The organism is Ruegeria sp. ABF4_144, assembly GCF_056160045.1.
Genome location: NZ_JBSWWK010000001.1, coordinates 1,774,746 through 1,800,654 on the forward strand (window position 1 = coordinate 1,774,746; position 25,909 = coordinate 1,800,654).

Annotated in this window: 24 protein-coding genes; 15 read left to right on the forward strand and 9 right to left on the reverse strand. The window is 58.5% G+C overall.

Annotated elements, in window-relative coordinates:
- Positions 1-2: 2 nt before the first annotated feature.
- From ACXAGD_RS09010 to ACXAGD_RS09020, 3 genes are all read left to right on the forward strand, one after another.
- Entirely contained in the window at positions 3-1,466 is a 1,464-nt protein-coding gene (locus ACXAGD_RS09010) for an ABC transporter permease (RefSeq protein WP_475209838.1), read from the forward strand.
- 94 nt (positions 1,467-1,560) lie between these two features.
- On the forward strand, positions 1,561-3,648 hold the full coding sequence (locus tag ACXAGD_RS09015; protein WP_475209840.1) for a dipeptide ABC transporter ATP-binding protein: 2,088 nt from the start codon (positions 1,561-1,563) through the stop codon (positions 3,646-3,648).
- A gap of 123 nt (positions 3,649-3,771) precedes the next feature.
- Positions 3,772-4,953, forward strand: a complete 1,182-nt coding sequence (locus ACXAGD_RS09020; RefSeq protein ID WP_475209843.1) for an MFS transporter — start codon at positions 3,772-3,774, stop codon at positions 4,951-4,953.
- 13 nt (positions 4,954-4,966) lie between these two features.
- Here ACXAGD_RS09020 and ACXAGD_RS09025 read toward each other — a convergent pair whose 3' ends face one another.
- The gene (locus tag ACXAGD_RS09025; RefSeq protein WP_475212536.1) at positions 4,967-5,551 is read right to left on the reverse strand and encodes a lytic transglycosylase domain-containing protein; all 585 of its coding nucleotides are present in this window, start codon (positions 5,549-5,551) and stop codon (positions 4,967-4,969) included.
- 207 nt (positions 5,552-5,758) lie between these two features.
- Between ACXAGD_RS09025 and ssb the strand changes: the two genes are divergently transcribed.
- Both ssb and ACXAGD_RS09035 read left to right on the forward strand, forming a co-directional pair.
- Positions 5,759-6,265, forward strand: coding sequence for a single-stranded DNA-binding protein (gene ssb / locus ACXAGD_RS09030; RefSeq protein WP_475209844.1), 507 nt, complete (start codon positions 5,759-5,761; stop codon positions 6,263-6,265).
- 18 nt (positions 6,266-6,283) lie between these two features.
- Positions 6,284-7,354 carry a site-2 protease family protein gene (locus ACXAGD_RS09035; RefSeq protein ID WP_475209846.1) on the forward strand — a complete coding sequence of 357 codons (1,071 nt, stop codon included), beginning with the start codon at positions 6,284-6,286 and terminating at the stop codon, positions 7,352-7,354.
- On the opposite strand, the gene aroB is transcribed toward ACXAGD_RS09035, so the two are convergent.
- Together aroB and ACXAGD_RS09045 are read right to left on the reverse strand one after the other, a co-directional pair.
- Positions 7,355-8,467 (reverse strand): 3-dehydroquinate synthase, encoded by a 1,113-nt coding sequence (gene aroB / locus ACXAGD_RS09040; protein WP_475209849.1) that lies wholly within the window; start codon positions 8,465-8,467, stop codon positions 7,355-7,357.
- Positions 8,467-9,054: a shikimate kinase gene (locus ACXAGD_RS09045; protein ID WP_475209852.1), complete on the reverse strand. Its 588-nt coding sequence runs from the start codon at positions 9,052-9,054 to the stop codon at positions 8,467-8,469. The genes aroB and ACXAGD_RS09045 overlap by 1 nt, the downstream gene beginning before the upstream one ends.
- A 79-nt stretch (positions 9,055-9,133) precedes the next feature.
- Here ACXAGD_RS09045 and ACXAGD_RS09050 point away from each other — a divergent pair, with 79 nt between their 5' ends.
- The 9 genes from ACXAGD_RS09050 to ACXAGD_RS09090 all read left to right on the forward strand — a co-directional run bounded on the left by ACXAGD_RS09050 (position 9,134) and on the right by ACXAGD_RS09090 (position 20,680).
- Entirely contained in the window at positions 9,134-9,283 is a 150-nt protein-coding gene (locus ACXAGD_RS09050) for a hypothetical protein (protein ID WP_170331309.1), read from the forward strand.
- On the forward strand, positions 9,273-10,796 hold the full coding sequence (locus ACXAGD_RS09055; protein ID WP_475209854.1) for a hypothetical protein: 1,524 nt from the start codon (positions 9,273-9,275) through the stop codon (positions 10,794-10,796). The genes ACXAGD_RS09050 and ACXAGD_RS09055 overlap by 11 nt, the downstream gene beginning before the upstream one ends.
- Before the next feature lie 2 nt (positions 10,797-10,798).
- Positions 10,799-11,752 carry a site-specific tyrosine recombinase XerD gene (locus tag ACXAGD_RS09060; protein WP_475209857.1) on the forward strand — a complete coding sequence of 318 codons (954 nt, stop codon included), beginning with the start codon at positions 10,799-10,801 and terminating at the stop codon, positions 11,750-11,752.
- Between the two features lie 63 nt (positions 11,753-11,815).
- Positions 11,816-13,123 carry an HlyC/CorC family transporter gene (locus ACXAGD_RS09065; protein WP_475209860.1) on the forward strand — a complete coding sequence of 436 codons (1,308 nt, stop codon included), beginning with the start codon at positions 11,816-11,818 and terminating at the stop codon, positions 13,121-13,123.
- A gap of 92 nt (positions 13,124-13,215) precedes the next feature.
- Positions 13,216-15,633: a GcvT family protein gene (locus ACXAGD_RS09070; RefSeq protein ID WP_475209862.1), complete on the forward strand. Its 2,418-nt coding sequence runs from the start codon at positions 13,216-13,218 to the stop codon at positions 15,631-15,633.
- A 31-nt stretch (positions 15,634-15,664) separates the two neighbouring features.
- Positions 15,665-16,270: a nucleotidyltransferase family protein gene (locus ACXAGD_RS09075; protein WP_475209864.1), complete on the forward strand. Its 606-nt coding sequence runs from the start codon at positions 15,665-15,667 to the stop codon at positions 16,268-16,270.
- Between the two features lie 747 nt (positions 16,271-17,017).
- Positions 17,018-18,454 carry a Do family serine endopeptidase gene (locus ACXAGD_RS09080; protein ID WP_475209867.1) on the forward strand — a complete coding sequence of 479 codons (1,437 nt, stop codon included), beginning with the start codon at positions 17,018-17,020 and terminating at the stop codon, positions 18,452-18,454.
- A gap of 182 nt (positions 18,455-18,636) precedes the next feature.
- Positions 18,637-19,317: a response regulator transcription factor gene (locus tag ACXAGD_RS09085; protein WP_475209869.1), complete on the forward strand. Its 681-nt coding sequence runs from the start codon at positions 18,637-18,639 to the stop codon at positions 19,315-19,317.
- Positions 19,310-20,680 (forward strand): sensor histidine kinase, encoded by a 1,371-nt coding sequence (locus tag ACXAGD_RS09090; RefSeq protein ID WP_475209872.1) that lies wholly within the window; start codon positions 19,310-19,312, stop codon positions 20,678-20,680. Before ACXAGD_RS09085 ends, ACXAGD_RS09090 begins: the two co-directional genes overlap by 8 nt.
- On the opposite strand, the gene ACXAGD_RS09095 is transcribed toward ACXAGD_RS09090, so the two are convergent.
- The 4 genes from ACXAGD_RS09095 to ACXAGD_RS09110 are packed head-to-tail and all read right to left on the reverse strand — an operon-like array spanning position 20,677 to position 23,596.
- Positions 20,677-21,144, reverse strand: a complete 468-nt coding sequence (locus ACXAGD_RS09095; protein ID WP_475209875.1) for a CYTH domain-containing protein — start codon at positions 21,142-21,144, stop codon at positions 20,677-20,679. The genes ACXAGD_RS09090 and ACXAGD_RS09095 overlap by 4 nt on opposite strands.
- Positions 21,141-21,896 carry a ParA family protein gene (locus tag ACXAGD_RS09100; protein ID WP_475209878.1) on the reverse strand — a complete coding sequence of 252 codons (756 nt, stop codon included), beginning with the start codon at positions 21,894-21,896 and terminating at the stop codon, positions 21,141-21,143. Before ACXAGD_RS09100 ends, ACXAGD_RS09095 begins: the two co-directional genes overlap by 4 nt.
- A 3-nt stretch (positions 21,897-21,899) precedes the next feature.
- Positions 21,900-23,411, reverse strand: coding sequence for a CHAD domain-containing protein (locus tag ACXAGD_RS09105; RefSeq protein WP_475209881.1), 1,512 nt, complete (start codon positions 23,409-23,411; stop codon positions 21,900-21,902).
- Entirely contained in the window at positions 23,411-23,596 is a 186-nt protein-coding gene (locus ACXAGD_RS09110) for a hypothetical protein (RefSeq protein ID WP_475209883.1), read from the reverse strand. Before ACXAGD_RS09110 ends, ACXAGD_RS09105 begins: the two co-directional genes overlap by 1 nt.
- A gap of 119 nt (positions 23,597-23,715) precedes the next feature.
- Between ACXAGD_RS09110 and ACXAGD_RS09115 the strand changes: the two genes are divergently transcribed.
- Complete coding sequence (locus ACXAGD_RS09115; protein WP_475209885.1) at positions 23,716-24,063, forward strand: TfoX/Sxy family protein; 348 nt, start codon at positions 23,716-23,718, stop codon at positions 24,061-24,063.
- A gap of 53 nt (positions 24,064-24,116) precedes the next feature.
- Here the strand turns inward: ACXAGD_RS09115 and ndk are convergent, their stop codons facing one another.
- Positions 24,117-24,539, reverse strand: a complete 423-nt coding sequence (ndk, locus tag ACXAGD_RS09120; protein WP_155143779.1) for a nucleoside-diphosphate kinase — start codon at positions 24,537-24,539, stop codon at positions 24,117-24,119.
- A 102-nt stretch (positions 24,540-24,641) separates the two neighbouring features.
- Positions 24,642-25,844 carry a multidrug effflux MFS transporter gene (locus ACXAGD_RS09125; protein ID WP_475209887.1) on the reverse strand — a complete coding sequence of 401 codons (1,203 nt, stop codon included), beginning with the start codon at positions 25,842-25,844 and terminating at the stop codon, positions 24,642-24,644.
- Positions 25,845-25,909: the final 65 nt, after the last annotated feature.

Here is a 25,909-nt window from a genome sequence, read left to right on the forward strand (position 1 = left end):
TCATGGAACCACTTACCTGGACCGGCTCTATCGCCCTCCTGAACCCGTTGCTGATGATCGCGTTGGCGGCCCTTCTGGTATCGATCGTCGTCTGGATCGTGGGCAGTATCGTGCTGCCGGAAACGCCAGTCAGCGTTAATATCGATGGAACGATCAGTTCCGGATCGGGCCTGCGTGGCCTGACCCAAAAGGCGCTGAGGTACAGCTTTGCAGCCTGTGTCGCGCTGGCGCTGGCCTATATTGTGCTTGGTGTCCTGATGGGGACCAGTGCGGGCATCATCGGTGCTATCTCACAGCAATTCCTGCCTGTCTGGCTGTCACTGATCATCCTGTTTGCCATGTCGATCGCCTTTAAGCGAAAGCTGGGCCTTTACGGAAAACTGTTCGACAGCCCCATTGGAATGATCGGCTTTGGCCTTGTGATGTTCTGGGTTTTCACCGGCATCTTTGGCGCTATGGACCTGATCATTACCCACGATCCGCTGGATCAGGTGTCGGGTATGAAGAACAAGGTCCCCGGAACACCTCTTCCTTCTACGGAGGACGGCGAATACGCTTGGTACCTGTTGGGCGGCGACAATCTGGCCCGGGATGTATTCAGCCGTATGGTAAAAGGCGCGTGGATCGTGGTGCAGATCGCACCGCTGGCGACCATGTTTGCCTTCATGGTCGGGATCACTCTGGGCCTGCCCGCAGGGTTCTATGGCGGTCGTCTGGACACGTTCCTGTCGTTCCTCGCGAACCTGATCCTCGCCTTCCCCGTGATCCTGCTGTTCTATCTGCTGGTCACGCCGGAAATCGTGGCGACCGGGGTGCCGAATTACATGGCGGCTGTGCTGTTCGTGTTCCCGATCCTGTTCCTTGCGGTTTTGCTGAACTCTCGCTTTTACACAAGGCCGAGCTTCCGCACCCCGCTATTGATCGGCGTTTTGGGCATTGCTGGATGGCTTTACCTGTCGCTGATCACGACCGATGGCTACATCATCAACACCGACAGCTATCGTATCTGGGGTCTGCCGACCTATCTGGACCTGTTCGACATCCCCGGCGGGATCCTTGTGGTATTCGTTTCGGTGGTGTTCGTGAACTCACCTACGGTGTTCCGTATCGTGCGGGGACTGGCGCTGGATATCAAAACGCGTGACTACGTGGCTGCCGCCCAAACCCGTGGCGAAGGCCCTTGGTACATCATGCTGTGGGAGATCCTGCCCAACGCCCGTGGTCCGCTGATCGTCGATTTCTGTCTGCGCATCGGCTACACCACCATCCTTCTGGGAACCTTGGGTTTCTTCGGACTGGGTCTTCCGCCGGAAAGCCCGGACTGGGGTTCGACGATCAACGAAGGGCGCAAGCTGCTGTCGATCTACCTACACCCGGCCCTGCCGCCCGCGCTGGCATTGTTGTCGCTGGTTCTTGGTTTGAACCTGCTGGCTGACGGTTTGCGCGAAGAAAGTCTTAAGGACTGATGTGATCGAGGCCGGGGGGCCACCCCCCCGGACCCCCGAGATATTTTTAGCCAGATGAAGGGGAAGCCCCTGACTCTCGCGAGGAGTAAGCAAGATGAACAAACTGGCAGATTATGACGGGCCAATCCTTGAGATCGACAAGCTTTCGATTTCGTTTTTCACCCGTCTGAGGGAAATTCCTGCCGTGATGGATTTCTCGGTCAGTGTGCAACCCGGCGAAGCCGTAGGATTGGTCGGAGAATCCGGCTGCGGCAAATCCACCGTGGCCCTTGGCGTTATGCAGGACCTTGGCAAGAACGGGCGGATTGTAGGCGGCTCGATCAAGTTCAAGGGCCGTGACCTATCTGAGATGACCACCGAAGAGTTGCGCGACATTCGGGGCAACGAAATCGCTATGATCTATCAGGAGCCGATGGCCTCGCTAAACCCGGCGATGAAGATCGGCAAACAGCTGATGGAAGTGCCGATGATCCATGAGGGCGTCAGCAAGGACGAGGCCTATGCCCGCGCGTTGGAAGTGGTCACCGACGTCCGCCTGCCCGACCCCGAGCGGATGCTGAATTCGTTCCCGCACCAGCTGTCGGGTGGTCAGCAGCAGCGGATCGTCATCGCCATGGCGCTGATGTCGAAACCGGCGTTGTTGATCCTGGACGAACCAACCACCGCTCTGGACGTGACGGTTGAGGCCGCCGTGGTCGAGCTGGTGAAGGACCTGGGCAAGAAATACGGAACGTCGATGCTATTCATCTCGCACAACCTCGGGCTGGTTCTGGAAACCTGCGACCGGCTGTGCGTGATGTATTCAGGTGAGGCGGTCGAGCGCGGCTCGATTCACGACGTGTTCGACGAGATGCAGCACCCTTATACGCAGGCGCTGTTCCGCTCGATCCCGCTGCCGGGGGCCGACAAGAATGCGCGACCTCTGGTGGCCATCCCAGGCAACTTCCCCCTACCCCACGAACGCCCACCGGGCTGTAACTTTGGCCCACGCTGCGACTATTTCGAAGAAGGCCGTTGTGATGCTCAGAACATCCTGATGGAACCGGTGCCGGGCAATGACCGCCACCACACACGTTGTCTGAAGTTTAAGGAAATCGATTGGAACGCTCCGATCACCGTGGGAGAGCAGAAAGAAAAAGGCGAGATCGGCCGCACCGTTCTAAAGATGGACAACCTCAAGAAATACTATGAGGTGGCCGCGAATGCCCTGTTCGGCGGTGGCGAAACCAAGGTGGTCAAAGCCAACGAAACGCTCAGCTTCGAGGCACATGAGTCCGAGACGCTGGCCATTGTGGGTGAATCCGGCTGCGGCAAGTCCACCTTTGCCAAGGTGCTAATGGGGCTGGAGACAGCCACGGACGGCCAGATCCTGTTGGACAACCGCAATATCGAGGCCGTGCCAATCGAGGAACGCGATGCCAAGACCGTAGGCGAAGTCCAAATGGTGTTCCAGAACCCGTTTGACACGCTGAACCCCTCGATGACGGTGGGTCGTCAGATCATCCGTGCGCTGGAAATCTTTGGTGTCGGCAACTCCGAGGCCGAACGTAAGAAGCGGATGCTAGAGCTTTTGGATCTGGTGAAATTGCCCCGTGCCTTCGCCGAACGGATGCCGCGGCAATTGTCAGGCGGGCAGAAACAGCGCGTCGGTATCGCCCGCGCCTTTGCTGGGGACGCCCGGATCGTTGTCGCCGACGAGCCCGTCTCGGCGCTGGACGTTTCGGTTCAGGCGGCGGTGACCGATCTGCTGATGGAGATTCAGCGCGAGCACAAGACAACGCTGCTGTTCATCAGTCACGACCTGTCGATCGTGCGGTACCTCAGTGACCGGGTGATGGTGATGTATCTGGGCCATGTGGTCGAGCTAGGTACTACCGATCAAGTCTTTGCGCCGCCCTATCACCCCTATACCGAAGCCTTGCTGAGTGCGGTTCCCATCGCCGATACTTCGATCGAAAAGCAGCATATCGTGTTGGAAGGCGATATTCCCTCGGCGATGAACCCGCCTCCGGGATGTCCGTTCCAGACCCGCTGCCGCTGGAAGTCCGAAGTGCCGGGCGGGATGTGTGAACGTGACGTGCCGCCGGTGAAGACTCTGGCCGACGGACATCAGGTTAAATGCCACCTGTCCGAAGACATTCTAGCCCGCATGGAGCCGGTCATCAAAATCGCAGCCGAATAGCGCTGCACAATGGCGCCGGTTTAGCACCGGCGCCAGTTTTCATATCTCTGATACAATTGTCCTTTAGCGCTCGGAACTCCGTTGGCCTGCGGTCCGCGGCCACGATTTCATTGCGAGCATTTTATGACACTCCTCAGCGACGGTCGCGCGCGGGCTGTATTGGGCTTGCACCTGTCAGGCACTTTCTGCGCCAGCATGACGGCCCCGTTCATTCCCTTCTTTATTGTGCAGGAGCTGGGCCACCCGCCCTGGCAGATCAGTATCTACAGCGCATTAGCGATTTTGCTTACGGTCACACTCAACCGCGGCTTTGCCACTCGACTGGACAAAGGTTACCGGTTTGCGCCGCTGGTCGGCGCCTCTATAGCAGGCTATGTGATCGCGTTGCTGTCGGTTCTGATCTGGCCGTCCTACTGGACGTTGATCACTGTAGGCGTACTGGGGTTCAGCCTCAGCAGCAGTTCTTTGTCGAGGATGTACAGCTTCGGTCGCATCAGCGCCGAGCGCTTTGGGTTCGACATTCCATCGTTCAACGCATGGCTGCGGGCGATGACCTCTCTGGGATGGATGATGGGGCCCGCGTTGGCGTTTTTCGTGGCAGGGCAATGGGGCGCGGATCGGACCTTTGTCTTTGCACTTGGCGCAGCAGTAGTTTGGGCAGCTTTATGGTGGCACACGATGCCGAGGACAGCCCGGGCCGAAGCAGTAGGGAAACCGCAACAGGCCGATTCTGGTACCGACCGGGCATTGCGGCTGGCGGTCGCTGCCTGCCTGTTCTTTTCAGCGGCACATGTGCTGTGCAGCAGCGCCCTGCCCTTGTTTTACGTGCGCGAGGCCGGCCTGCCCGATTTTGCGCCCGGCCTGTCCTTTTCAATCAAAACTGCAACCGAGATTGTGATCATCCTGACCACTCCGCTCTTGTTGCGCCACATTTCACCGCTGTCCGGGCTTATCCTATCCGGAGGGCTTGGTTTGTGTTCATTTCTAGTTTTGTCGCAAGTCTCTGGGCTGTCTGCGATGGCCGTCGGGGCGGCGCTTGAGGGGACATATTACGGATTGTTTGCCGGAGTCAGCCTGACCTATGTGCAGAACTTCGCGAATGGGCGCATGGCGCGTGCCAACGCGCTTTACGTCAACAGCCTGTTCATTGGGGCTCTGTTTGCCGGTCCGTCGGTTGGGATGATAGCGCAGTTCACAAGCTTCCAGACTGCCATCCTTGCGGCGTGCCTGCCCATGCTATGCGCGTTGGTTGTATTGCGGATCACAGCCAAGCTTAGCAAGCGCGCCGAAATTGGAGCAATGTAACCGAGAATGCGGTTCAGCCGCCCCAGATCACTTTCACGTAGTTCTGAGTTTCCTTGTAGGGTGGAACGCCGCCGTGCTTTTCAACGGCTTTTGGCCCTGCGTTATAGGCCGCCAAAGCCAGGCGCCATGATTTAAACTTACGATACTGCCAGGACAGATACCGCGCGCCACCTTCCAGATTCTGCTTGGGGTCATGCGGGTTCACGCCCAAGAGCCTTGCCGTGCCGGGCATCAGCTGAGCCAACCCCAACGCGCCCTTGTGCGACTTCGCATGGGGATTCCAGCCGCTTTCCTGCTGTACCAGACGCAGGAACAGTTCTTCCGGAACATTGTGCTTACGCGCGGCCTGACGGGCCAAAGTCATATACTGTCCCCGGTATTTACCAGTGTAGCGCTTATTAAAGGTGTCGCTGGTCTTCGCTCTCTTCGGCTTTAGCCGCTCGGAATCCCGATACTGGGTTGCAGCGCGCGAGTCCAACACCTTGGACTGCTTAAGGAAAATGTCCTTCCGGCTTTTTGTCGACAGAGTCTGCGCAGACACCGGACCCGAGACCAGAGCAAAGCACGTAACAAAAAAACAACTAACCAGAAATCGCATTAACGCCAATCTCATTCGTTCAGGAACTCTGTGGAGTATAAATATTTCAGTTAATAATGAAAGCTTGGTAAACGGAACCTGAGTATTTTCTTGCTGAGTGTTACCTGCATCATCCGTGTTCCAACCACGACGCAGGCCGTATAGGGTCGCTTGGAAACTCAGCGCCAGATTCGGGCGCGTAAACGTCAAATCAGAACGGGGAAATACATGGCGGGTTCAGTCAACAAGGTCATTCTTATCGGCAATCTCGGTGCGGACCCTGAGGTACGGTCGTTTCAGAATGGTGGGAAGGTATGCAACCTGCGCATCGCGACCTCCGAAACATGGAAAGACCGCAATACCGGAGAGCGTAAAGACAGGACACAATGGCACTCGATCGCTATTTTCTCGGAGCCTCTGGTGCGGGTCGCTGAGCAATATCTGCGCAAGGGCAGCAAAGTCTATATCGAAGGGCAACTGGAAACCCGCAAATGGCAGGATCAATCTGGACAGGACAGATATACCACCGAAGTGGTCCTGCGGCCCTATCGCAGCGAACTGACAATGCTTGACGGTCGCGGCGAAGGTGGTGGCGGCGGCGGTGGTTATGGCGGCCAATCGGGCGGCTATGGCGGTGGTCAGGCCGGTGGCGGCTATGGCGATCCCTATGGCGGCCCGTCCAGCGCTCCTGCCCCGGCATCTGGTGGCATCGACGACGACGAGATCCCGTTCTAAACCAAACGGAGACATATCATGACATGGTCCTTCTCACTCGGCCGGATACTAGGGTCGGAACTGAGGGTCCATGTCACCTTTTTCCTGCTTCTGGCCTGGGTCGGTTTCGCCGCCTATTCCAGCGGCGGATTACCAGCCGCCATCGAAAATCTGGTCTTTGTACTGGCGCTTTTTGCGTGCGTCGTCGCGCATGAGTTCGGCCACGCGTTGATGGCACGGCGGTACGGGATAAAGACCCCCGACATCACTCTGTTGCCGATTGGCGGGTTGGCCCGACTGGAACGGATGCCGGAAAAACCAATGCAAGAGGTGTGGGTCGCCCTTGCTGGCCCCGCCGTGAACATCGTGATTTGGGTCATCCTCGTTGTACTGGGGGCCGGTATGCCCCTTGAGACGCTGGCACAGATCGACTCGACCGGACATGGGCTGTTGAATCGGCTGGCCTATGTGAACCTGCTGCTGGCAGCGTTCAATATGATCCCGGCTTTTCCGATGGACGGCGGTCGTGTCTTCCGCGCCCTGCTGTGCTTAAAGATGGACCGGGTCAAAGCCACCAAAGTTGCCGCTCTAGCTGGACAGATCGTCGCCGTGGCGTTCGGTTTCTGGGGGTTGAGTGTGGGCAACCCGATCCTCGTTTTGATCGCAGTCTTTGTCTTCATCGCGGCCAATTCCGAAAGCCAGGATGTGGCCATGCGTTCGATCGCGCGGCGGGTTCTGGCACGGGACGCGATGATCACCGAGTTCCACGCCCTGTCCCCGACCGACACGCTGGCGACTGCGGCGCAAGCCGTCATTCACACCACACAACACGAATTCCCCGTGCTGGACTCAGCAGGTGTTCTGTTGGGGTTCGTCACCCGAAACGGTTTATTCTCGGCGCTGGCTGGAGAAACCCCGCGTTCAGATCCAGCAACTTCGATCATGGTAGCGGATATCCCGCAGGTTCAGCTGACCAGTGGGTTGGAAACGGTTCTGGACGGGCTGTACAAAGGCGCCCCGGCCATCGCGGTCTGTACGCAGGTCGGGAACATGGTTGGCTATATCACCCGCGAAAATATCGGTGAGTTGATGGTGATCCGGGGACGGTGATCAAACCGTCGCCAAGGCGTCTTCCAGCACCGAAATAACCGCGTCACGCGGAACGTCCGAGGTAACGAAAGCCTGCCCGATACCGCGCGCAAGAATGAACCGCAGCTGACCGTCGATGACCTTTTTGTCCTGTCCCATCAAATCGACCAGCGCCTCGGCCCCTGGCAGTTCTCCGGGGATATCGGCCAGATCGGTTTTCATCCCCATCGCCCGCAGATGAGCGCGGACGCGGCTTGGATCCTCTTGAGAACACAGGCTTAGGCGCGACGACAATTCGAACGCCAGCGCGCAACCGATGGCCACACCTTCACCATGTAGCAGACGGTCGGAATAGCCTGTCGCTGCCTCAAGCGCGTGACAGAATGTGTGGCCAAGGTTCAGCAGCGCGCGGTCGCCCTGTTCGGTCTCATCGCGCGCCACAATATCGGCCTTCATCTGAACCGAGCGTGTCACGGCCCGCACCCGCGCGGCCATGTCTCCGCCCGAGACGTTCGTCCCGTTTTCCTCAAGCCACTCAAAAAAAGCTGCATCACCCAGCAGGCCGTATTTCACCACCTCGCCATAGCCCGAGAGGAAATCGCGTTGGGTCATTGTGCCGAGAACTGAAGTATCTGCCAGTACCAGCGACGGCTGGTGAAACGCTCCGATCAGGTTCTTGCCCTGCGGTGCATTGATCCCGGTCTTGCCACCCACCGAGCTGTCCACCTGCGCCAGCAGCGAAGTCGGGATCTGCACGAACCGCACTCCGCGACGCAGAACTGCAGCGGCAAAACCAACCAGATCACCGATGACACCGCCACCCAACGCAACGACGACATCCCGGCGCTCAATCTTTTCCGCCAACAGCCACTCGACCGTTCGTTCGAAATGTGGCCAGCTTTTGGTCGCCTCGCCCGCAGGCAAGGTCAAAGACGTCATCTCAATCCCGGCAGAAGCCAACCCATCCCGCAGACCGTCCAGATGCAGCGCGCCCACATTTTCATCTGTTACAACGGCCAACTTGGGGCGGTGCAGCAAGGGCGCAATCCGCGTACCCGCCTGCTCCAGCAGGTCCGGGCCGATTTCCACGTCATACGAGCGTTCGCCCAGCTCTACATGTACGGTTTGGTGCATTATTTTCGTTCCAAAACATCAGGGCGTGTTGCCAGCGCATCCACCACCCGGTTCACCATATTCTCGATCGAGGTTTCCCCATCCGATTCCGCGATTAGGTCAGCCTGCGCATAGACCGGTACGCGCTGCTCATAAATACCACGCAAGGTCGCATACGGATCAGCCGTGCGCAGCAAGGGGCGCGTGTCCTTGTGTTTAACCCGGTTCCACAGCACATCCAGATCAGCACGCAGCCAGACGGACACACCGCGCTCGGTGATCATCGTGCGGTTCTGTTTGGCCAGAAAGGCTCCGCCGCCAGTGGATAGGATGCCTTTTTCCTCGTCCAGCAGACGCCCGATAACCTGAGTTTCCTTGGCACGGAAAAACGGCTCTCCGTCGCGGGCGAAAATCTCGGGGATGGTCATATTGGCGGCCGATTCGATCTCGGCGTCGCTGTCGAGGAAAGGAACACCCAGCCGCGCGGCCAATGCACGACCCACAGCCGTCTTTCCTGCCCCCATCATACCGACAAGAACCACTGTTTTGTGCAGTTCAAAGCCCGTGTCTGGTGCCTGGCTGGAAGAGTTATGCTTAATTTCGCTCATTTCACCGTGAATGACGTGATCTTACGAAAAATGCTAGCTATAACTATGACAAAAGAGAAAATTGGGGCAGCGTTGAGCAATGGGCCGTCTGATCAAGTTCCTGTTATATCTGATTTGCCTGGGTTTTGTCGGGCTGGTGGCATACGCCTATCTGGGGCCGTTTTTTGGTGCTGACTTTTCGGCGCCGCAAGACGAGATACGGGAGCCTGTAATCCTGAATGTCGAATAAGGCCGCAGTGGTTGCGCTGTTTCTGGCCGGATCGGCGCAGGCCCAGCAGGAACCTCTTTCCGTCATAGAATGGCTGAGCGACCCGCCAGAGAACCTGCCGGGGACTGTGCTGTTGGAACCGCCGGTAACCGAAACCGGCCTGCAGCCGGATGTCGAAGTCACCCCGCTTGAAGCGCTGTCACCTCCCTTGGGGCTGGTGGCATCCTCAGTGACCGGGCTGCCTGTGGATCTGTGGCAGAACAGCGATCCCGCTCGTCTTGCACAACTGATCGCCCGTGTACCCGTTAAATACAATCCGGCGATGCAACGCCTGTTGTTTACCCTGCTGCTGACCGAGGCCCGCGCACCAGCAGGGCCGAATGCTCAGGAACCTCTGCTATTGGCGCGGCTTGACCGGCTGATGCAGCTGGGGGCAGCCGATCCCGTGCAATCGCTGGTGCAACTGGCCGGCCCGACCGACAATCGTGAACGGTTTCAACGCTGGTTTGACGCGACGCTGCTGACCGGAGATGAGGATCGCAGCTGCACCGCGCTGATCGCGCAGCCGCACCTGTCTCAGGACTATGCCGCACAAATCTTCTGCAAGGCCCGTCGGGGCGACTGGAGTTCGGCCGCATTGACGCTTGAGGCTGCTCATGCGCTGCAGGTTCTGCCACCCGAAGATCTGGACGTGCTGGACCGTTTCCTCAGCCCCGAGCTTTACGAAGACGCCGAATATCTGCCGCAGCCCGACAATCCAGACCCGCTAAGCTTTCGCCTGTTCGAAGCCATTGGAGAGCGTTTGCCCTCGTCCCCGTTACCACGCGCCTTTGCTAATGCCGACTTGCGCGATGTCGCCGGGTGGAAGGCGCAGATCGAGGCCGCCGAGCGCCTGACTCGGATTGGAGCACTGACACCCAACCAATTGCTGGGTCTGTACACCGAGCGTTCCCCCGCAGCTTCTGGCGCGGTTTGGGACCGGGTCTCGGCGGTGCAGAAGTTTGAAAGCGCTCTGGAAACTGGCAAACCTGGCGCAGTGGCCAAGGCACTACCCAAAGTCTGGGAGCAAATGCGCAGCGTCGGGCTGGAGGTTCCTTTTGCCGAGCTGTTCGCAGGCCGTTTGTCACAGATGACCCTGCCCGATCCGACCGCAGAAAATTTACGGTGGCGGATTCTTTTACTCTCGGAGCTCTATGAAACCGCTGCTTTGTCGCCACCGGACGATTCCGTGGAAACGCAGTTCCTTGCCGCGCTTGCACAGGGCGATCCTGGGCGCGCTAAGTCGCCATCGCCATGGGCCGATGCAGTCGCCGAAGGCTTTGCCTGGGCCGCTCCAGTGCCATCAGACATTGATGTGATGCTGGCGAACGGTCAGTTGGGTGAGGCCATTCTGGAAACGATGGAACTGTTTGCCCATGGCGCCCGTGGGAACCTTGTGGATCTGACTGCCGCCGTTGCGACCCTGCGCCGCGTGGGCCTTGAGGACACCGCCCGCCGTGCTGCGCTGAATCTTCTGATCCTTCAGGACACCTGACCATGGTGGCGCCGGAAACCTCGGAACTTTGGATCTCTACCTTTCTGCAGGCGCAAGCCGCCGAGTTGGGGGCCGCGAACAACACTTTGCTCGCCTATGGTCGGGACCTGAAAGACTTCGCGTCCTGGCTTGAACGCCGCAAAACCGGGTTTGCCGAGGCACAACGGGACCAGATCGAAGCTTATCTGATCGATTGTGACGCACAGGGGCTGGCAAAATCCACCCGCGCGCGGCGGTTATCGGCAATCAAGCAGATCTATCGTTTTGCCTTTGAGGAAAGCTGGCGCGACTCCAACCCGGCGATTCAAATCAAAGGCCCTGGTCGGCAGAAGCGCTTGCCCAAAACGCTGGACGTGCCCGAGGTCGACCGGCTGCTGCAGGCCGCTCGCCAGACTGGACGCACCAAGGGCGACCGGGTGCGCAACACCTGCCTGATGGAGGTGCTCTATGCCACTGGCATGCGCGTGACCGAGTTGGTCTCGCTGCCAGTTTCCTCCGCACGGGGCGATCCGCGGATGCTGCTGGTTTTGGGCAAAGGCGGCAAGGAACGGATGGTTCCTCTGTCGCCCCCTGCCCGAGAGGCGCTGGCCGCGTGGTTGATCGTCCGTGACGAGGCCGAGGATCAATTGGTTTCCGACGGCGGGCAGCGATCCAAGTTCTTGTTTCCCTCGCGCGGGAAATCCGGGCATCTCACACGCCACATGTTCTTTCTGCTGATCAAAGAGCTGGCAGTTCAGGGCGGCGTTTCCCCGGAAAAAGTCACGCCGCACACTCTGCGCCATGCCTTCGCCACGCACCTGTTGGCCAATGGTGCAGACCTGCGGTCAATCCAAACGTTGTTGGGCCATGCCGATGTGGCGACGACCGAAATCTACACTCATGTTCTGGACGAACGTCTGGCCGAACTGGTGCTGGAGCATCACCCACTGGCCAAAGACCCCGAAGACAAAGGCTAACCCCTTGATCCGCAGGGGGCGCGACCCCATAACGGATGCAGCAAAACCAATAACCAAGGACCGATGGAACCCTCTTCTTCTCTGATCGACGGCGCATTCTGGTTTACCACTGGCGCCATTCTTCTTTTGCTTGTTCTGTCGGGCTTCTTCTCGGGTTCTGAAACGGCATTGACTGCCTCGTCGCGCGGCAAGTTGCGGGCGCAGGCCGACAAGGGCTCGCGCGGGGCGCAAAAAGCGCTGGATATCACCGATGACAATGAACGGCTGATCGGCTCGGTCCTGCTGGGCAATAACCTCGTGAACATCCTCGCGGCCTCGCTGGCGACAGCGCTGTTTACCCGGCTATTCGGCGAAAGCGGCGTGGCACTGGCGACGTTGGTGATGACCCTGCTGGTTCTGATCTTTGCCGAGGTGCTGCCGAAAACCTACGCCATTACCAACGCGGAAAAAGCAGCGGCCCTTGTGGCGCCGATCATCAGCGTTGTTGTAACCGTGTTCTCGCCCATGGTTGCGGCAGTGCGTTTGCTGGTACGCGGCGTTCTGCGCCTGTTTGGCGTGCAGATCGACCCTGACAGCAACATCCTTGCCGTGCGCGAGGAAATCGCAGGCGCGCTGCATCTGGGCCACTCAGAAGGCGTGGTCGAAAAGGAAGACCGCGACCGTATTCTGGGCGCCCTTGATCTGGGCGACCGTACGGTCGAGGAAATCATGCTGCACCGTTCCAACATCGAGATGATCGATGCCGACGACGCGCCCGAGGCCATTCTGCAGCAATGCCTGAAAAGCCCACACACTCGCCTGCCCGTGTTCCGGGATGAACAGGAAAACATAGTCGGTGTGGTGCACGCCAAAGATCTGTTCCGCGCCATGTACGCACATGCGGGGGCCAGCGAAGAAGACAATGATCGGTTGAAGTCCTTCGATATCTCGAAAGTGGCCAACGATCCCTATTTTGTTCCTGAAACCACCACTCTAGACGATCAGATGCGGGAATTCCTGCGGATGCACAGCCACTTTGCGCTGGTGGTGGACGAATATGGATCATTGCGCGGCTTGATCACACTTGAAGATATCCTCGAAGAGATCGTGGGCGAAATCGCCGACGAGTTCGATATTGAAGAAGACGTCCCCGTGACCCGAACCGACGATGGACAATTCCTTGTCGAAGGCGCGATGACCATCCGTGATGCCAACCGGGCAATGGACTGGTCGCTGCCCGATGACGAGGCCAACACGATCGCAGGCTTGGTCATACACGAAGCGCAGATGATCCCGGTGACTGGTCAGGTGTTCTCGTTCCACGGGTTCCGTTTCGAAGTCACAGCGCGTGAAGGCAACCGGATTACCGAGCTGAAGATCCGCCCGCTCTGACCCCTGTTCCGCGACAACCTATGTCGTGAACGGAACAGCCTGCTTTGCCATGCACTTGCAGTCTTTGATTAAAACGCATGGGAGGCAGAGACATGAAGACCACAACTCAGGTAGCCGTCATTGGGGGCGGTGTAGTCGGATGTTCGGTGCTTTATCATCTGACCAAGCTGGGCTGGTCCGATGTCATGCTGCTGGAACGGTCCGAACTGACCAGCGGGTCGACGTGGCACGCGGCCGGAGGGTTCCACACCCTGAACGGCGATACCAACATGGCCGCGCTGCAGGGCTACACCATTCGCCTGTATAAAGAGCTGGAAGAGATCACCGGCATGTCCTGCGGCCTGCATCATGTGGGCGGGGTGACTCTGGCCGACAATCAGGACCGGTTCGACATGCTGCTGGCCGAACGCGCCAAGCACAGGTTCATGGGGTTGGAGACCGAGATTGTCGGACCGGAGGAGATCAAGAAGATCGCCCCGATCACCAACACCGACGGAATTATCGGCGCGCTTTATGACCCGCTGGACGGGCATCTTGATCCGTCGGGCACCACCCATGCCTATGCCAAGGCAGCACGGATGGGGGGCGCGACAATCGAAACCCATTGCATGGTGCGCGAGACCAACCAGCGCGCCGATGGCACTTGGGACGTGGTCACTGACAAGGGAACCATTCACGCCGAACACTTGGTCAACGCGGGCGGCCTTTGGGCGCGCGAGGTCGGCGCGATGGCTGGCGTGTACTTTCCGCTGCACCCGATGGAACATCAGTATCTGGTCACGGACTCGATCCCTCAGATCGAGGCAATCATAGACGCAGGTGGCGAGCACCCGCATGTGATGGACCCAGCCGGGGAAAGCTATCTGCGGCAGGAAGGACGCGGTCTGTGCATCGGGTTCTACGAACAGCCCTGCAAACCGTGGGCCGTCGATGGCACGCCGTGGGAGTTCGGACACGAGTTGCTGCCCGACGACTACGACAAGATCACTGACAGTATCGAGTTCGCATATAAACGCTTCCCGGTTTTAGCCGAGGCGGGTGTGAAATCGGTGATCCATGGGCCGTTCACTTTTGCCCCAGACGGGAACCCACTGGTCGGGCCGGTTCCGGGGATGCGCAACTATTGGTCCGCATGTGGCGTGATGGCCGGGTTCAGCCAGGGTGGCGGTGTCGGTCTTACGCTGGCTCAATGGATGATCGAAGGGGAGCCCGAACGCGATGTGTTCGCAATGGACGTGGCCCGGTTCGGTGACTGGATCAGCGCCGGTTACACGCGCCCGAAGGTGATCGAGAATTATCAAAAACGGTTCAGCGTCTCCTACCCCAACGAAGAGCTGCCCGCCGCGCGTCCCAACCGCACGACCCCGATGTATGACATCTTCAGCGATCTGGGCGCGGTCTGGGGTCAGCAATACGGGCTGGAGGTTCCGAACTATTTCGCCCAAGACGGCGAACCCGGTTACGAAACACCCTCATTCCGGCGCTCAGATGCGTTCGGCGCAACGGGTCGTGAAGTACGCGGCGTTCGCAGCGGCGTCGGCATAAACGAGGTCCACAATTTCGGCAAATACCGCGTTACTGGCCCTGCAGCACGTGCGTGGCTGGATCGGCTCATGGCCGGGCGTATCCCTCAGCCGGGGCGCGTATCCCTGACGCCGATGCTGTCGCCCAAAGGCAAACTGATCGGAGACTTCACTGTCTCCTGCCTGAGCGAGACCGAATTCCGGCTGACCGCATCTTACGGAGCGCAGGCGTTCCATATGCGCTGGTTCCTGCAGAACCAGCAAGACGGCGCGATCATCGAAAACGTCAGCGACCGACTGAACGGGTTTCAGATCGCTGGCCCAAAGGCAGCTGAAGTGCTGTCGGGCTGCACCCGTGACGATATCTCGAACCTCCGTTTCCTCGACGTGCGGCGCATGACGGTTGGAATGACCGACTGCATTGTGCAGCGCGTCAGCTATACCGGCGATCTGGGGTATGAGATTTACTGCGATCCGATGGCCCAACGTCAGCTTTGGTGGACGCTGTGGCAGGCCGGTCAGCCGCACGGCATGGTGCCTTTTGGCATGCGCGCGATGATGAGCTTGCGTCTGGACAAGTTCTTTGGTTCGTGGATGCGTGAGTTCTCGCCCGACTACACCGCCGCTGAAACGGGTTTGGATCGCTTCATTTCCTTCTCGAAAAACACTGATTTCATTGGCCGGGCTGCGGCCGAACAGGAACGGACCGAAGGTGCAGCACGCAAACTGGTGACCTTCGAGGTAGAAGCGGACGACACCGATGTGAATGCTTATGAACCAATCTGGCTGGACGGCAAAGTTGTGGGTTTCTGCACTTCGGGCGGGTATTCGCATTATGCCGAAAAGTCGGTCGCCTTCGGGTTCCTGCCGACCGACCGGGCAACGGACGGGCTGGAGGTGGAAATCGAAATTCTCGGCCACTTGCGCAAAGCCAGAGTGATCTCAGAGCCGTTGTTCGATTTGGACGGAGCGCGCATGCGGGGATGACACCGGACGGATCCGGCGCCATGGTGACGGAATGACGGACATACCCATTCTTTTGCTGGCAGCTGGGCAATCCAGCCGCATGGGCGGCCAGGACAAACTGTTGCAAATTGTGGACGGCCAGCCCTTGCTGCGCCGCTCGGCCATGATCGCCCGGCACGCGGCCCCGGTGATCGTTGCGCTGCCCCCGGCCCCGCACCCTCGGCATGACGCGTTGGATGGGCTGGACCTGCGCCGGGTCGACATCCCCGACGCAAAGGAAGGCATAAATGCCAGCCTGCGCGGAGCACTCGCACAAGTATCAGACGAAGCGCCCGCAGCGATGATCTTGTTGGCGGACTTACCCGATATTTCCACCGAGGATCTGACGGCCGTTTTGGGTTCGACTCAATCCCACCCTGACAGGTTGGTCTGGCGCGGCGCGACAGCCAACGGCAAACCGGGCCACCCAGTCGTGTTTGATCGCAGCCTGTTTGAGCAACTGAGCAGTTTGTCAGGCGATGACGGCGCACAGTCGATTGTCCGTGCGAATGCTGACAGTGTTCATCTGCAGCTATTGCCCGGTCAAAACGCCCTACTGGATTTGGACACTCCTGAAGACTGGGCGGCATGGCGCGCGAAACGCGATGCCCAAGAGTAACGCGGCCCGGTCGATAACGACCGGGCCGGTACCCAAAACAGGACTACCACTTTTCATCAATCCCGGAAACGCGGCCAACAATGTCTTTTGACATTTTGGCTGTTTCGCCGCCGAACCTAAACAAGACCCCCTCGTTAACATGCCGCGCAGCGCTTCCAGTGACTGTGACAAGCCTTAGGCACCCCCTAGTGCCACCGGCTCCCCCTCGCTTGGGCTCTTTCATCGTCACCGATCCGGTGCGTTCAAACAACGTAAAATTGGAAAGAACGGTTAATTTTGCGTCTCTCTGAATGGTTTTTCCGCAACATCGTCAAAGCGAAAAACACTCATAGGTTGAGTGCGCTTTGAGACCGGCAGGGCATCAATTGCGATTAAGCACAAACCTAATAAAATATGCGTCGCCTAAGCGAGTAGATTCCTCAAGAAAACTCACCAAAGGTCAAACATGATCACAACCCAAAGAAGATTGCAGAAAAGCGCGCAAAATAGGCGGCTGCTTTGTTAACAAAATTGATTCAATTCAACCCTTTTCGCCCTTTGACGTCTAAACCGGCAACAATCCACCGATTCGCACCCGGTGATTCGCGCAAATCCTCCGATTTACGCCTTGGGCTCGGCGGCATAGAAGCGTCTGTTTGTGGCAAAATTAAGATTTCTTAACATTTTGCTCAGGAAAGACTCAGACTGTACGCGCATCTCCTGTTCCAACGCGCGGCCGCAACCGCGTGACAGAAACAGGAGATAAAAATGAGCATCCGCAAATCCTCTCTACTTTTGCCCGGGACAGCCAGTTGGATTGGTGCCGGCGCGCTAAGCGCCGCAATGCTGACAACCACCGCCCTGCCCTCGATGGCGGACGAGGCGCTGGCCGATCTGGTCGAAAACGTATCGCCCTCGGTTGTCACCATCATCGCAGAACAGGGCGCAGTGCCTGTTCCTGCGCAGGGTCAGGACTTTGACTTTGACCAGCACCCGTTTGGGGAGTTCTTCAAACGCTTCGGTGCGCCCGAGGGATTCAACGCACCGCAGCGCGGACCGGCGCAAGGGCTTGGGTCTGGATTTGTTCTGGATGAAGCCGGATACATTGTCACCAACCACCATGTCGTCGACAATGCCGAGTCGGTGACAGTGCGCATGTCCGATGACACCACCTACGAGGCTGAAATCATCGGCACCGACCCGCTGACCGATATCGCCGTCTTGAAAATCGACGCTGACGAGGCACTGCAGGCTGTGCAACTGGGCGACAGCGACGTGATCCGCGTGGGCGAAGACGTCGTGGCCATCGGCAACCCGTTCGGCCTGCATTCGACAGTGACCACTGGGATCGTGTCGGCCAAGGGTCGCAACATCTCGGCTGGCCCCTACGCTGAATTCATTCAGACTGACGCGGCCATCAACAAGGGTAACTCGGGCGGTCCGCTGTTCAACATGCAAGGCGAAGTGGTTGGCGTGAACTCGGCCATCTACTCCCCCACCGGCGGGTCCGTAGGTCTGGGTTTTGCGGTGACATCGAACATCGTTGACCACATCGCCGCCGATCTCCGTGACGACGGCCAGGTCAGCCGCGGCTGGCTGGGCGTGTCGATCCAGAATGTCAGCCCCGAGATCGCGGCCGCCATGGGCATAGATGCCTCAAGTGGTGCGCTAGTTGCCGACATCATTGATGGCAGCCCGGCAGATGGCGTGCTGAAACAGGGTGATGTAATCCTGACCTTCAACGATGAGGCTGTCGACTCCAGTAGCGACCTGCCGATCCTGGTTGGCACCACTCAGGTGGGCACCGACAGCATTCTGACCGTTCTGCGCGATGGCACGGAACAGCAGATTGAACTTACTATCGGTCAGCATCAGAGCGCCTCGGCCGAGATCGACAAGTCAGTGGACGAGACCGTTTCGGGCACAGCCCTGGGCGTGACCGTGGCCCCGCTAACCGACAACAACCGCGCCGAGATGGGCGTGGGTGAAAATGTCGATGGCGTGATCGTCACCGACCTGAAGCCCGACAGCCCGGCGGCTAAGGCTGGTCTGCAGCGCGGCGATGTGATCGTGAAGCTGGGCGGTCAGGAAACCGCGACACCGGACGCGTTGAAAGCCGCGCTGGACAGCGAAAAGACCGATCCCGCGCTCGTTCTGATCAATCGCGGCGGAAACCAGATCTTCGTGGCGGTGGAAATCGCCTGATCTGACACCAGCGCGCGCCACGTGATGGGGAAATCTGGCGGGCGCCTCCCTGGCGGGTTTGAATTGTCCGCAAACCGCCGGGACTGCCGGGTGCACATCTTTGCACCCGGCAGATTATTTAGCGAAACCATATGCTTTGCCCTATTTTTGTGATTAACTCCCAAGAGAAAGGAACTCGCATCATGAGCCGTCGCCTGCTGATCGTCGAAGATGACGAAGACACCCGTGATTTCATTGCCAAGGGATTTGGCGAGGAAGGCTACGCTGTCGAGGCGGCCGAGGATGGCCGTGAGGGCCTGTATCATGCCACCGATGGCGGGTTTGACGCTGTTGTTCTGGACCGGATGCTTCCGGGGCTGGATGGCCTATCCTTGATCAAGTCGATGCGCGCGGCGGGTGTGAAAACGCCGGTTCTTATGCTGACCGCCATGAGCGCCGTTGACGAGCGCGTCAAAGGGCTGCGCGCCGGGGCGGATGACTATCTGGTCAAACCGTTTTCCTTTCAGGAACTGCACGCCCGGATCGAGGCCCTCTTGCGCCGCCCGCAAGAGGCCGAAGAAAGCCCGACCCTGACGTGCCGCGACCTCGAGATGGACCTGCTGACCCGAAAGGTCACCCGCAACGGGCGCGAGATCACCTTGACCCCGCGCGAGTTTCAGATCCTAGAATTCTTTCTGCGCCGGAAGAACCGTGTGGTGTCGCGCACCATGTTGTTGGAGGGGGTTTGGGATTACCATTTCGACCCGAATACCAATGTGGTCGACGTCCATATCTCAAAGTTGCGGCGTCAGCTGGACGAAGGTGGCGAGCAGCCACTGATCGAAACCGTCCGGGGTGCGGGCTACATGATATCTGATGGATAACCTACGGCTTTCCTTCAACAATTCACGCACACGCCTTGTTCTGGCCAGCATGATTCTCAGCACATTGCTGACAGCTACTGTGCTGGCCTTGGTCTATGTCACCGCCAACCGCAGTATCGAAGGCGAGACCCGCTCGGTCGTGTCGGCGGAACTGACCGGCTTGGCGGATGAATATGAACGCCGCGGCCTGATCGGACTGATGACAGCCATAGAACGGCGCATCCCTACCGCCTCGGAACGAGACGCCCTCTATCTACTGACGGATCGGTTCGGTGCCAAACTGGCCGGAAACCTCAAACAATGGCCCGAGAAGATCACAGCGGGCAGCGGCTGGGTCGACCTTGAACTGCGCCGCGCCGACAATGACCAACTGGTGCCCATTTCGGCCGCTTCGATCCGCCTGCCCGGCGGCGAGCGCCTGCTGGTGGGGCGCGACGCATTGGCCCGGCAGCAGTTTGACCGGGTGCTGCTGAGATCGGTTGGCATCGCGCTGGCGATCGCTCTGGCGCTGAGTGTGCTGACCGGCTGGCTGTTCACCCGCCTGGTCTTTTCCCGCCTGTCTGACATCGCCAGCACCGCCGAGAACATCGTCTCAGGCGATCTATCTCGCCGAATGCCCCTGCGCGGCACTGGCGATGAATTTGATCAGGTGGCTGGCACGCTTAACACTATGCTGGACCGGATCGAGGAACTGGTCAGTAACCTGCGCACTACGTCGAATTCCATCGCACATGACCTGCGCTCACCCCTGTCACGGCTGAAACAGCGGGTCGAGGCGCTGTCTGACCCCGGCAAATCAGATCAGGAGCGTGAGATCGACGTTGCACGGGCCAGCACAGAAATCGACCACGTGCTGCACGTTCTGGGCCAACTGACTGAAATCTCGCGCGCTGAGGCCGGTGTAGGCCGCGAACAGTTCGAACCGGTTGACCTGCAGCAACTGGTTGCGGACGTGGCCGAGCTGTACGACCCAGTCGCCGACGATCAAGGCATCCGGCTTGAGGTCACGGGCAGCGCGGGCTCCATCCCGGGGCACCGACCGCTATTGTCTCAGGCGCTGTCGAACTTGCTGGAAAATGCAATGCGCTATGCCCCGCAGGACACGGCAGTCACGATCAACCTATCTGAAGACGGCCCCTATACCAGCCTCAGCGTCCGTGACCGAGGACCTGGTGTACCGAAAGAAGACTTACCACGCTTGCAGATGCCCTTTGTGACGCTCGACCCGGCCCGGACCGAGCGCAATGCTGGGTTGGGATTGGCCCTGGTTGCCGCAATATCCCGGATGCACGGCGGCGCGTTTGAGGCACATAATTGCGACCCGGGACTTGAGGTGGTGATCAAATTGGCACGAAAGCCTTAAGCCGGGATACCTTTGGTTGCCATCGTCTTGTTTTTGTACCGTTTATCCGTTGTAACGTCAGCGCCAAACCACTCGGGCGGGGTATAGGCTTCGGCCTCGGCTTCGGTCTGAAACTCAACCTCGACCAACCGCAACGGTGCCAGATCACCCTGAAACACGTCCAGTTCGAACACCCGTCCGTCCGGCAACTGCCCGGTGAAACGTTCCTTTTCCACTCTGCGCCCGTCCGTTTCGGGCCAGAAGGTGCCAAATTGCTCGGCCGAGATTTCAGCCTCACGCTCAACCCGTACCAGCCCGCCGCTACCTTTTAGGGTCAAAAAGTACCTGTCATTCTTCTGACGCAGACGCAGTTCGGTGGAGTCGTCAGGCGCGGTCAGATAGCCCTGCCGCACGACGGCCTTGTCCACGCTGCCTAAGTCCGGAAGCTCTGCGACCAGAAACTTGCGTTCAATCTCGGTGCTCATTTGGTTGAAATCACTCCGTTTTCCAATTCATCGAACAACGCCTGATAGGCGGTACACGCGGCGCTGCGCTTGGCATAGATGCTGACAGGGGCGCGGTTCTGGCCCATGCGTTCGATATCCGCAGCAAAGGGAATCTCGCTGTGCAGGAACCGCTTTTTGTACGCTTTGCGCATCTTGACCATCGTCTCCAGATGCAGAGTTTTGCGCCGCTGCACCATCGAAAAGAACGCCCTGAGTTTCTTTTTTGGCAGCTTGTGATCGTCGAAGAAACTCACCAATTGTTCCAGCGTCCGTTCCGACAGTGTCGTCGGGATAACCGGTACCAAAATCTGATCAGCGGCCTTGAAGATATTTTCAGAAAGGGTCGAAAAATTCGGCGGGCAATCCAGAATAATCACGTCGTAATCGCTGCCTGCGGTGGCCAAGGCCTTTTTCAGCCGCGACCGCTTGTTCCGCATCCGCGACAGGAACACGTCGAAGTCACGAAATGTTAGGTTGGCAGGCAGCACATCCAGCCCGTCAAAATCACTGGCCCGGATTGATTTGGTGAACCGTTCAACGTCTTCGAAAAACCGCGCGTCTGTCAGCTTTTTCGATGGCTTCACCCGGAAATAGAACCCCGACGCCCCCTGCGGATCGAGATCGCACAGCAAAACGGTGTACCCTGCTTGCGCATAGGCATAGGCTAAGTTCACCGAGGTCGCGGTTTTCCCCACTCCACCTTTGTTGCTGTAGCAGGCAATGATTTTCACTCCTCAGTCCTCCTTGTGGTGAAACAGGGTTCGGAACAGGTTCTGGATGTCCGGGCTGTCGAAATGTTGAAAATTGGCGATCACGCGGTCGCGTTCGGCCTTTTGGCGTTGATCGAGCACGGCGATCAACCCGCCGACGGACATGGCGAGTTGTGCGTTTGCGCGACCTTGCGCGTTGCTTTGGGTTGCTACAAACTCCAGCAGCGCCTCTTGCTGGACGGAATAGTCGTTGAACAGGCCCAGATTATCCTGAAGCTTTTTCAAAGGCTTGATGAGCATTTTGAAATCACTCTTGTCGAACAGAGGGCCGAAGAACTCCATCAGATAACGCAGTTTCTTGCAATCGATCCGCAGGTCATGGACGGCCTCACCCGGTGTTTCCGGTGTGATACCGCGGGCCAGCTTGCAAACCTTCCGGTACCGCTTCCAGATCAGCGCGCAGGCATAACTATAAGCCCCGCGATCCGCGTTTGGACCGGGTTCCAGCCCTTTCAGATCAGCAAACAAGGCTGCCAGCTGATCCATCCTCTTACCGTAGGCCGCACTACGAAAACGTCGGGTCAATGTGGCCAGAGCGCGGGTGCGTTCTTTGGCGAACTGCGTGAACATCGCCTCGGCGCCCAGATGAAGGTTGGACGGTATCAAGTTGAAGTAAATATCTTTTTCCAGAAGATATACATCCAGATCCCGCACCCGCCCTGTGGGGGCCATCAGATCAGAAAACTCGCGCTTCAGCACGTCGGTCTGCTCCGGGGAAAACACGCCTTTGAACAAGCTCAGCACCGACCGGACCCTGCGCAGCGAAACACGGTAGTCGTGCAGGAATTCGGTATCGATATCGGCGATCACGCCAGCCTCATTTTGGCGGGCGACAGCCAGATAAGTACGGATGATATCCGCCGCCACTTCAATAGAAGGTTCCTGCTTTCCCAGAGAAACATCAGGCTTTGCGTAATAGGGGATGGCATCGGGAAACAGAGTTGCGAACACCGCCTCAAGTCCCGAGGTCGCCATGTTGCCAAGCGCGTCACAGACAACGTGAAAGGCGCGAGCGTAGCCCCGCATCGGTTGCACGGTCAGAAGTGTCACCTGCCCGCCATCCGAGGACAACATCACGACGCTGCCCCGAACTTGTGTTTTCTGCAGGTCATCAAGTACAGCAAAACTACCGGTTTCGATAAGTCCCGATCCTACGGACATCAACGCGCGTAGTTTGGGGAACCCTTTCATCCCCGCTTTCACTGGACCATCCGGAAAATCCTGGACGAATTTCCCTTTGCCGCTGCAGGCCTGAACCAGACTATCGCCATTTTCGCGAAGCAAATGCAACGCGCCACTGACCTCGATCAGCAGCCGCCCTTCAGCCCGCAGCGATTGATCGTGACAGTCCAAAAGGTCGAAGGGTCGCGCGGCAGTCAGTGCATCGAACTCGGGTGTCAGGCCTTTGAGCGCAGCAGATAATTCCGCCAGATCAAACTTGCCGGGAAGGATGAAAAATCTGCTTGCCTGCCCCATCACGAACGACCCTTTTTCGGCGTTTCAAGATAGTCATTTACCAGCGTCTCGACGATCTTCTGAACGCTGGTCCCCTCTTCGATTGCCCGGATTTTTAGGGCTTTCAATGTCTTGCCGTCCAACCTCAGCGAGGTGTTCTTTTTGCTCTTGCCGGGGTTTTCGCCGGTTTCCATGTTCTTTGACATCGGCAACCTCATGACAGCATGACGTCATGAAAACGGACGATAGACCTTCTGGCAAGTCCGATGTTGCACTGACCCAGCGTCATGTCGACATCGCTGCGCCACAGGGCTAAGAGTTGGGCATGTCCGATCCCGTCTCTTCCATCCGCAACCTTGGTCCCGCTTTCGAGCAGGCGTGCGCCCGCGCAGGAATACACTCGGCCGACCAACTGCGCGAGATAGGTCCGGATGAGGCCTATACCCGCGTCGTGCGCGCCGGAACCCGGCCGCATTTCATCGGTTATTACGTGCTGGTGATGGGGTTGCAGGGGCGTCCGTGGAATGACTGCAAAGGCGAAGAGAAAAAGGCCTTGCGTCAGCGGTTTGACGCGATCAAGGCCAATGTCAGCGCCGCACCCGAGACAAAGATGATCTCAGACTTGGACGCGGTCGGCGTCCGGGTGTCGGTGGACGACCTCAAGCCGTTGTAAAAAAAGCCGCGCCCGTTGCCGGGAGCGGCCTGTATCTCCGATCTGATGGCGGTTTAGCCGACCAGTTCGATGCCCGAGAAGAAGTAAGCGATCTCAACGGCTGCGGTTTCCGGAGCGTCCGAACCGTGGACCGAGTTTTCGCCAACCGATTCAGCGAACTCGGCGCGGATGGTGCCGGCTGCTGCGTCTGCGGGGTTGGTTGCGCCCATGACTTCGCGGTTCTTTGCAATGGCGCCTTCGCCTTCCAGAACCTGAACAACAACGGGTGCCGACGACATGAACTCGCACAGTTCGTCATAGAACGGACGCTCGGCGTGCACTTCGTAGAACTTGCCAGCTTGTTCTTTGGTCATGTGGATGCGCTTTTGCGCAACGATGCGCAGGCCCGCTTCTTCAAACTTGGCGTTGATCTTGCCAGTCAGGTTGCGGCGGGTTGCATCGGGTTTGATGATCGAGAATGTGCGTTCCAGTGCCATGTCGGCCTCTCCTTAACATAGGGCGCGGGGTCGCGCCGAAATCCATCGCGCGCCGGGTAGCATGGTCTGTCGGATATGGAAAGCACTATGATGCGCGAGGGCTCAGATCGTTTCCGGCAGTGGGTCTTGCTGGTCAACCCAGCGCACATACAGCACCGCCAACAGACCGGCAAAACTGCACGCCCACATCATTCCCAGAACAAGGAACGGACCATTTTCGGGACTGACCCAAAGTCCGGTCAGCGAGGTCAGGACAGCCCCCAGAGCAACGATCATCGCACCAGACAGCCCGGCGGCACTGCCCGCCAGTTTGGGGCGAACTGACATCAGACCAGCCGATGCATTGGCATTGGTCAGGCCGTTACCAAAGCCGACAAAGATGGCCGAGCCGAAGAACACCCAGACCGATCCCAGATCTGTCAGAAACAAAAGCAACCCCAATAGTGGACCTGTGGACGCAATGATGCGTCCGATCAGGATCATAGTGGTCAGCTTTGTGTGCGCCGCGATCCGCCCGGTTATGAAATTGCCGACCATGAAGCCACCGGTGATGATGCCGATGCCAAGGCCCAGCATCGCAGGACTTAGGTCGAACCAAGCTGCTGCGACCAGAGGAGCGCCGGTGATGAAACTGTAGAACCCTCCGATTGAGAAGGCCGCACAGAGCGCATAGCCCCAAAACCGGCGCGCGCGTAAAAGGTGGGGGTATTCTTTCAACTGGGCTGAAAAGGTCGAGGACCGGTTTGTATTGGTCTCTCCCATATCAGCCCAAAGCAACAGCAGCATCCCTGCCCCCAGCGCGGAATACAGAACAAACCCGGCGCGCCAGCTAAACAGGCTGTCGAGCGCACCGCCCAGCATCGGCCCCAGCATCGGGGCCAGCGCCATCGCCATCGCCACGTAGCCCAGTTTGCTGGCTGCTTCGTTCGGCGGATGCATGTCTCGGATGGCGGCGCTGGATAGAACTGGCCCCGCCACAACGGCTGCCTGCAGCAGGCGAAAACCCAGAAAGACCCAGATCGACTCGGCCAGAACGCAACCGATCGACGCCGCTACGAACACAGCCATGCAGATCAGCAGCATTGGCCTGCGACCAAAACGATCAGAAAGAGGCCCCATGATCAGTTGCAGTACGGCAGACACAGCCAGATACCCGGCCACCGATAGGTTCACCAACGCATAGTCGACCTGAAAATCGTCCGACATCCGGGCCAGCGAAGGCAGGAACATGTTCAGCGTCAGCACGGAAAGCGCCGTGGCAAACACCAAAGTGACCAGAGATGGAGGCGAAGAAGCCGCGCGCATGATGAAAACCGTCGAAAACCAACCGGACCAGCGCTAACACACTGGCCGCAGATTGAACATGCCAA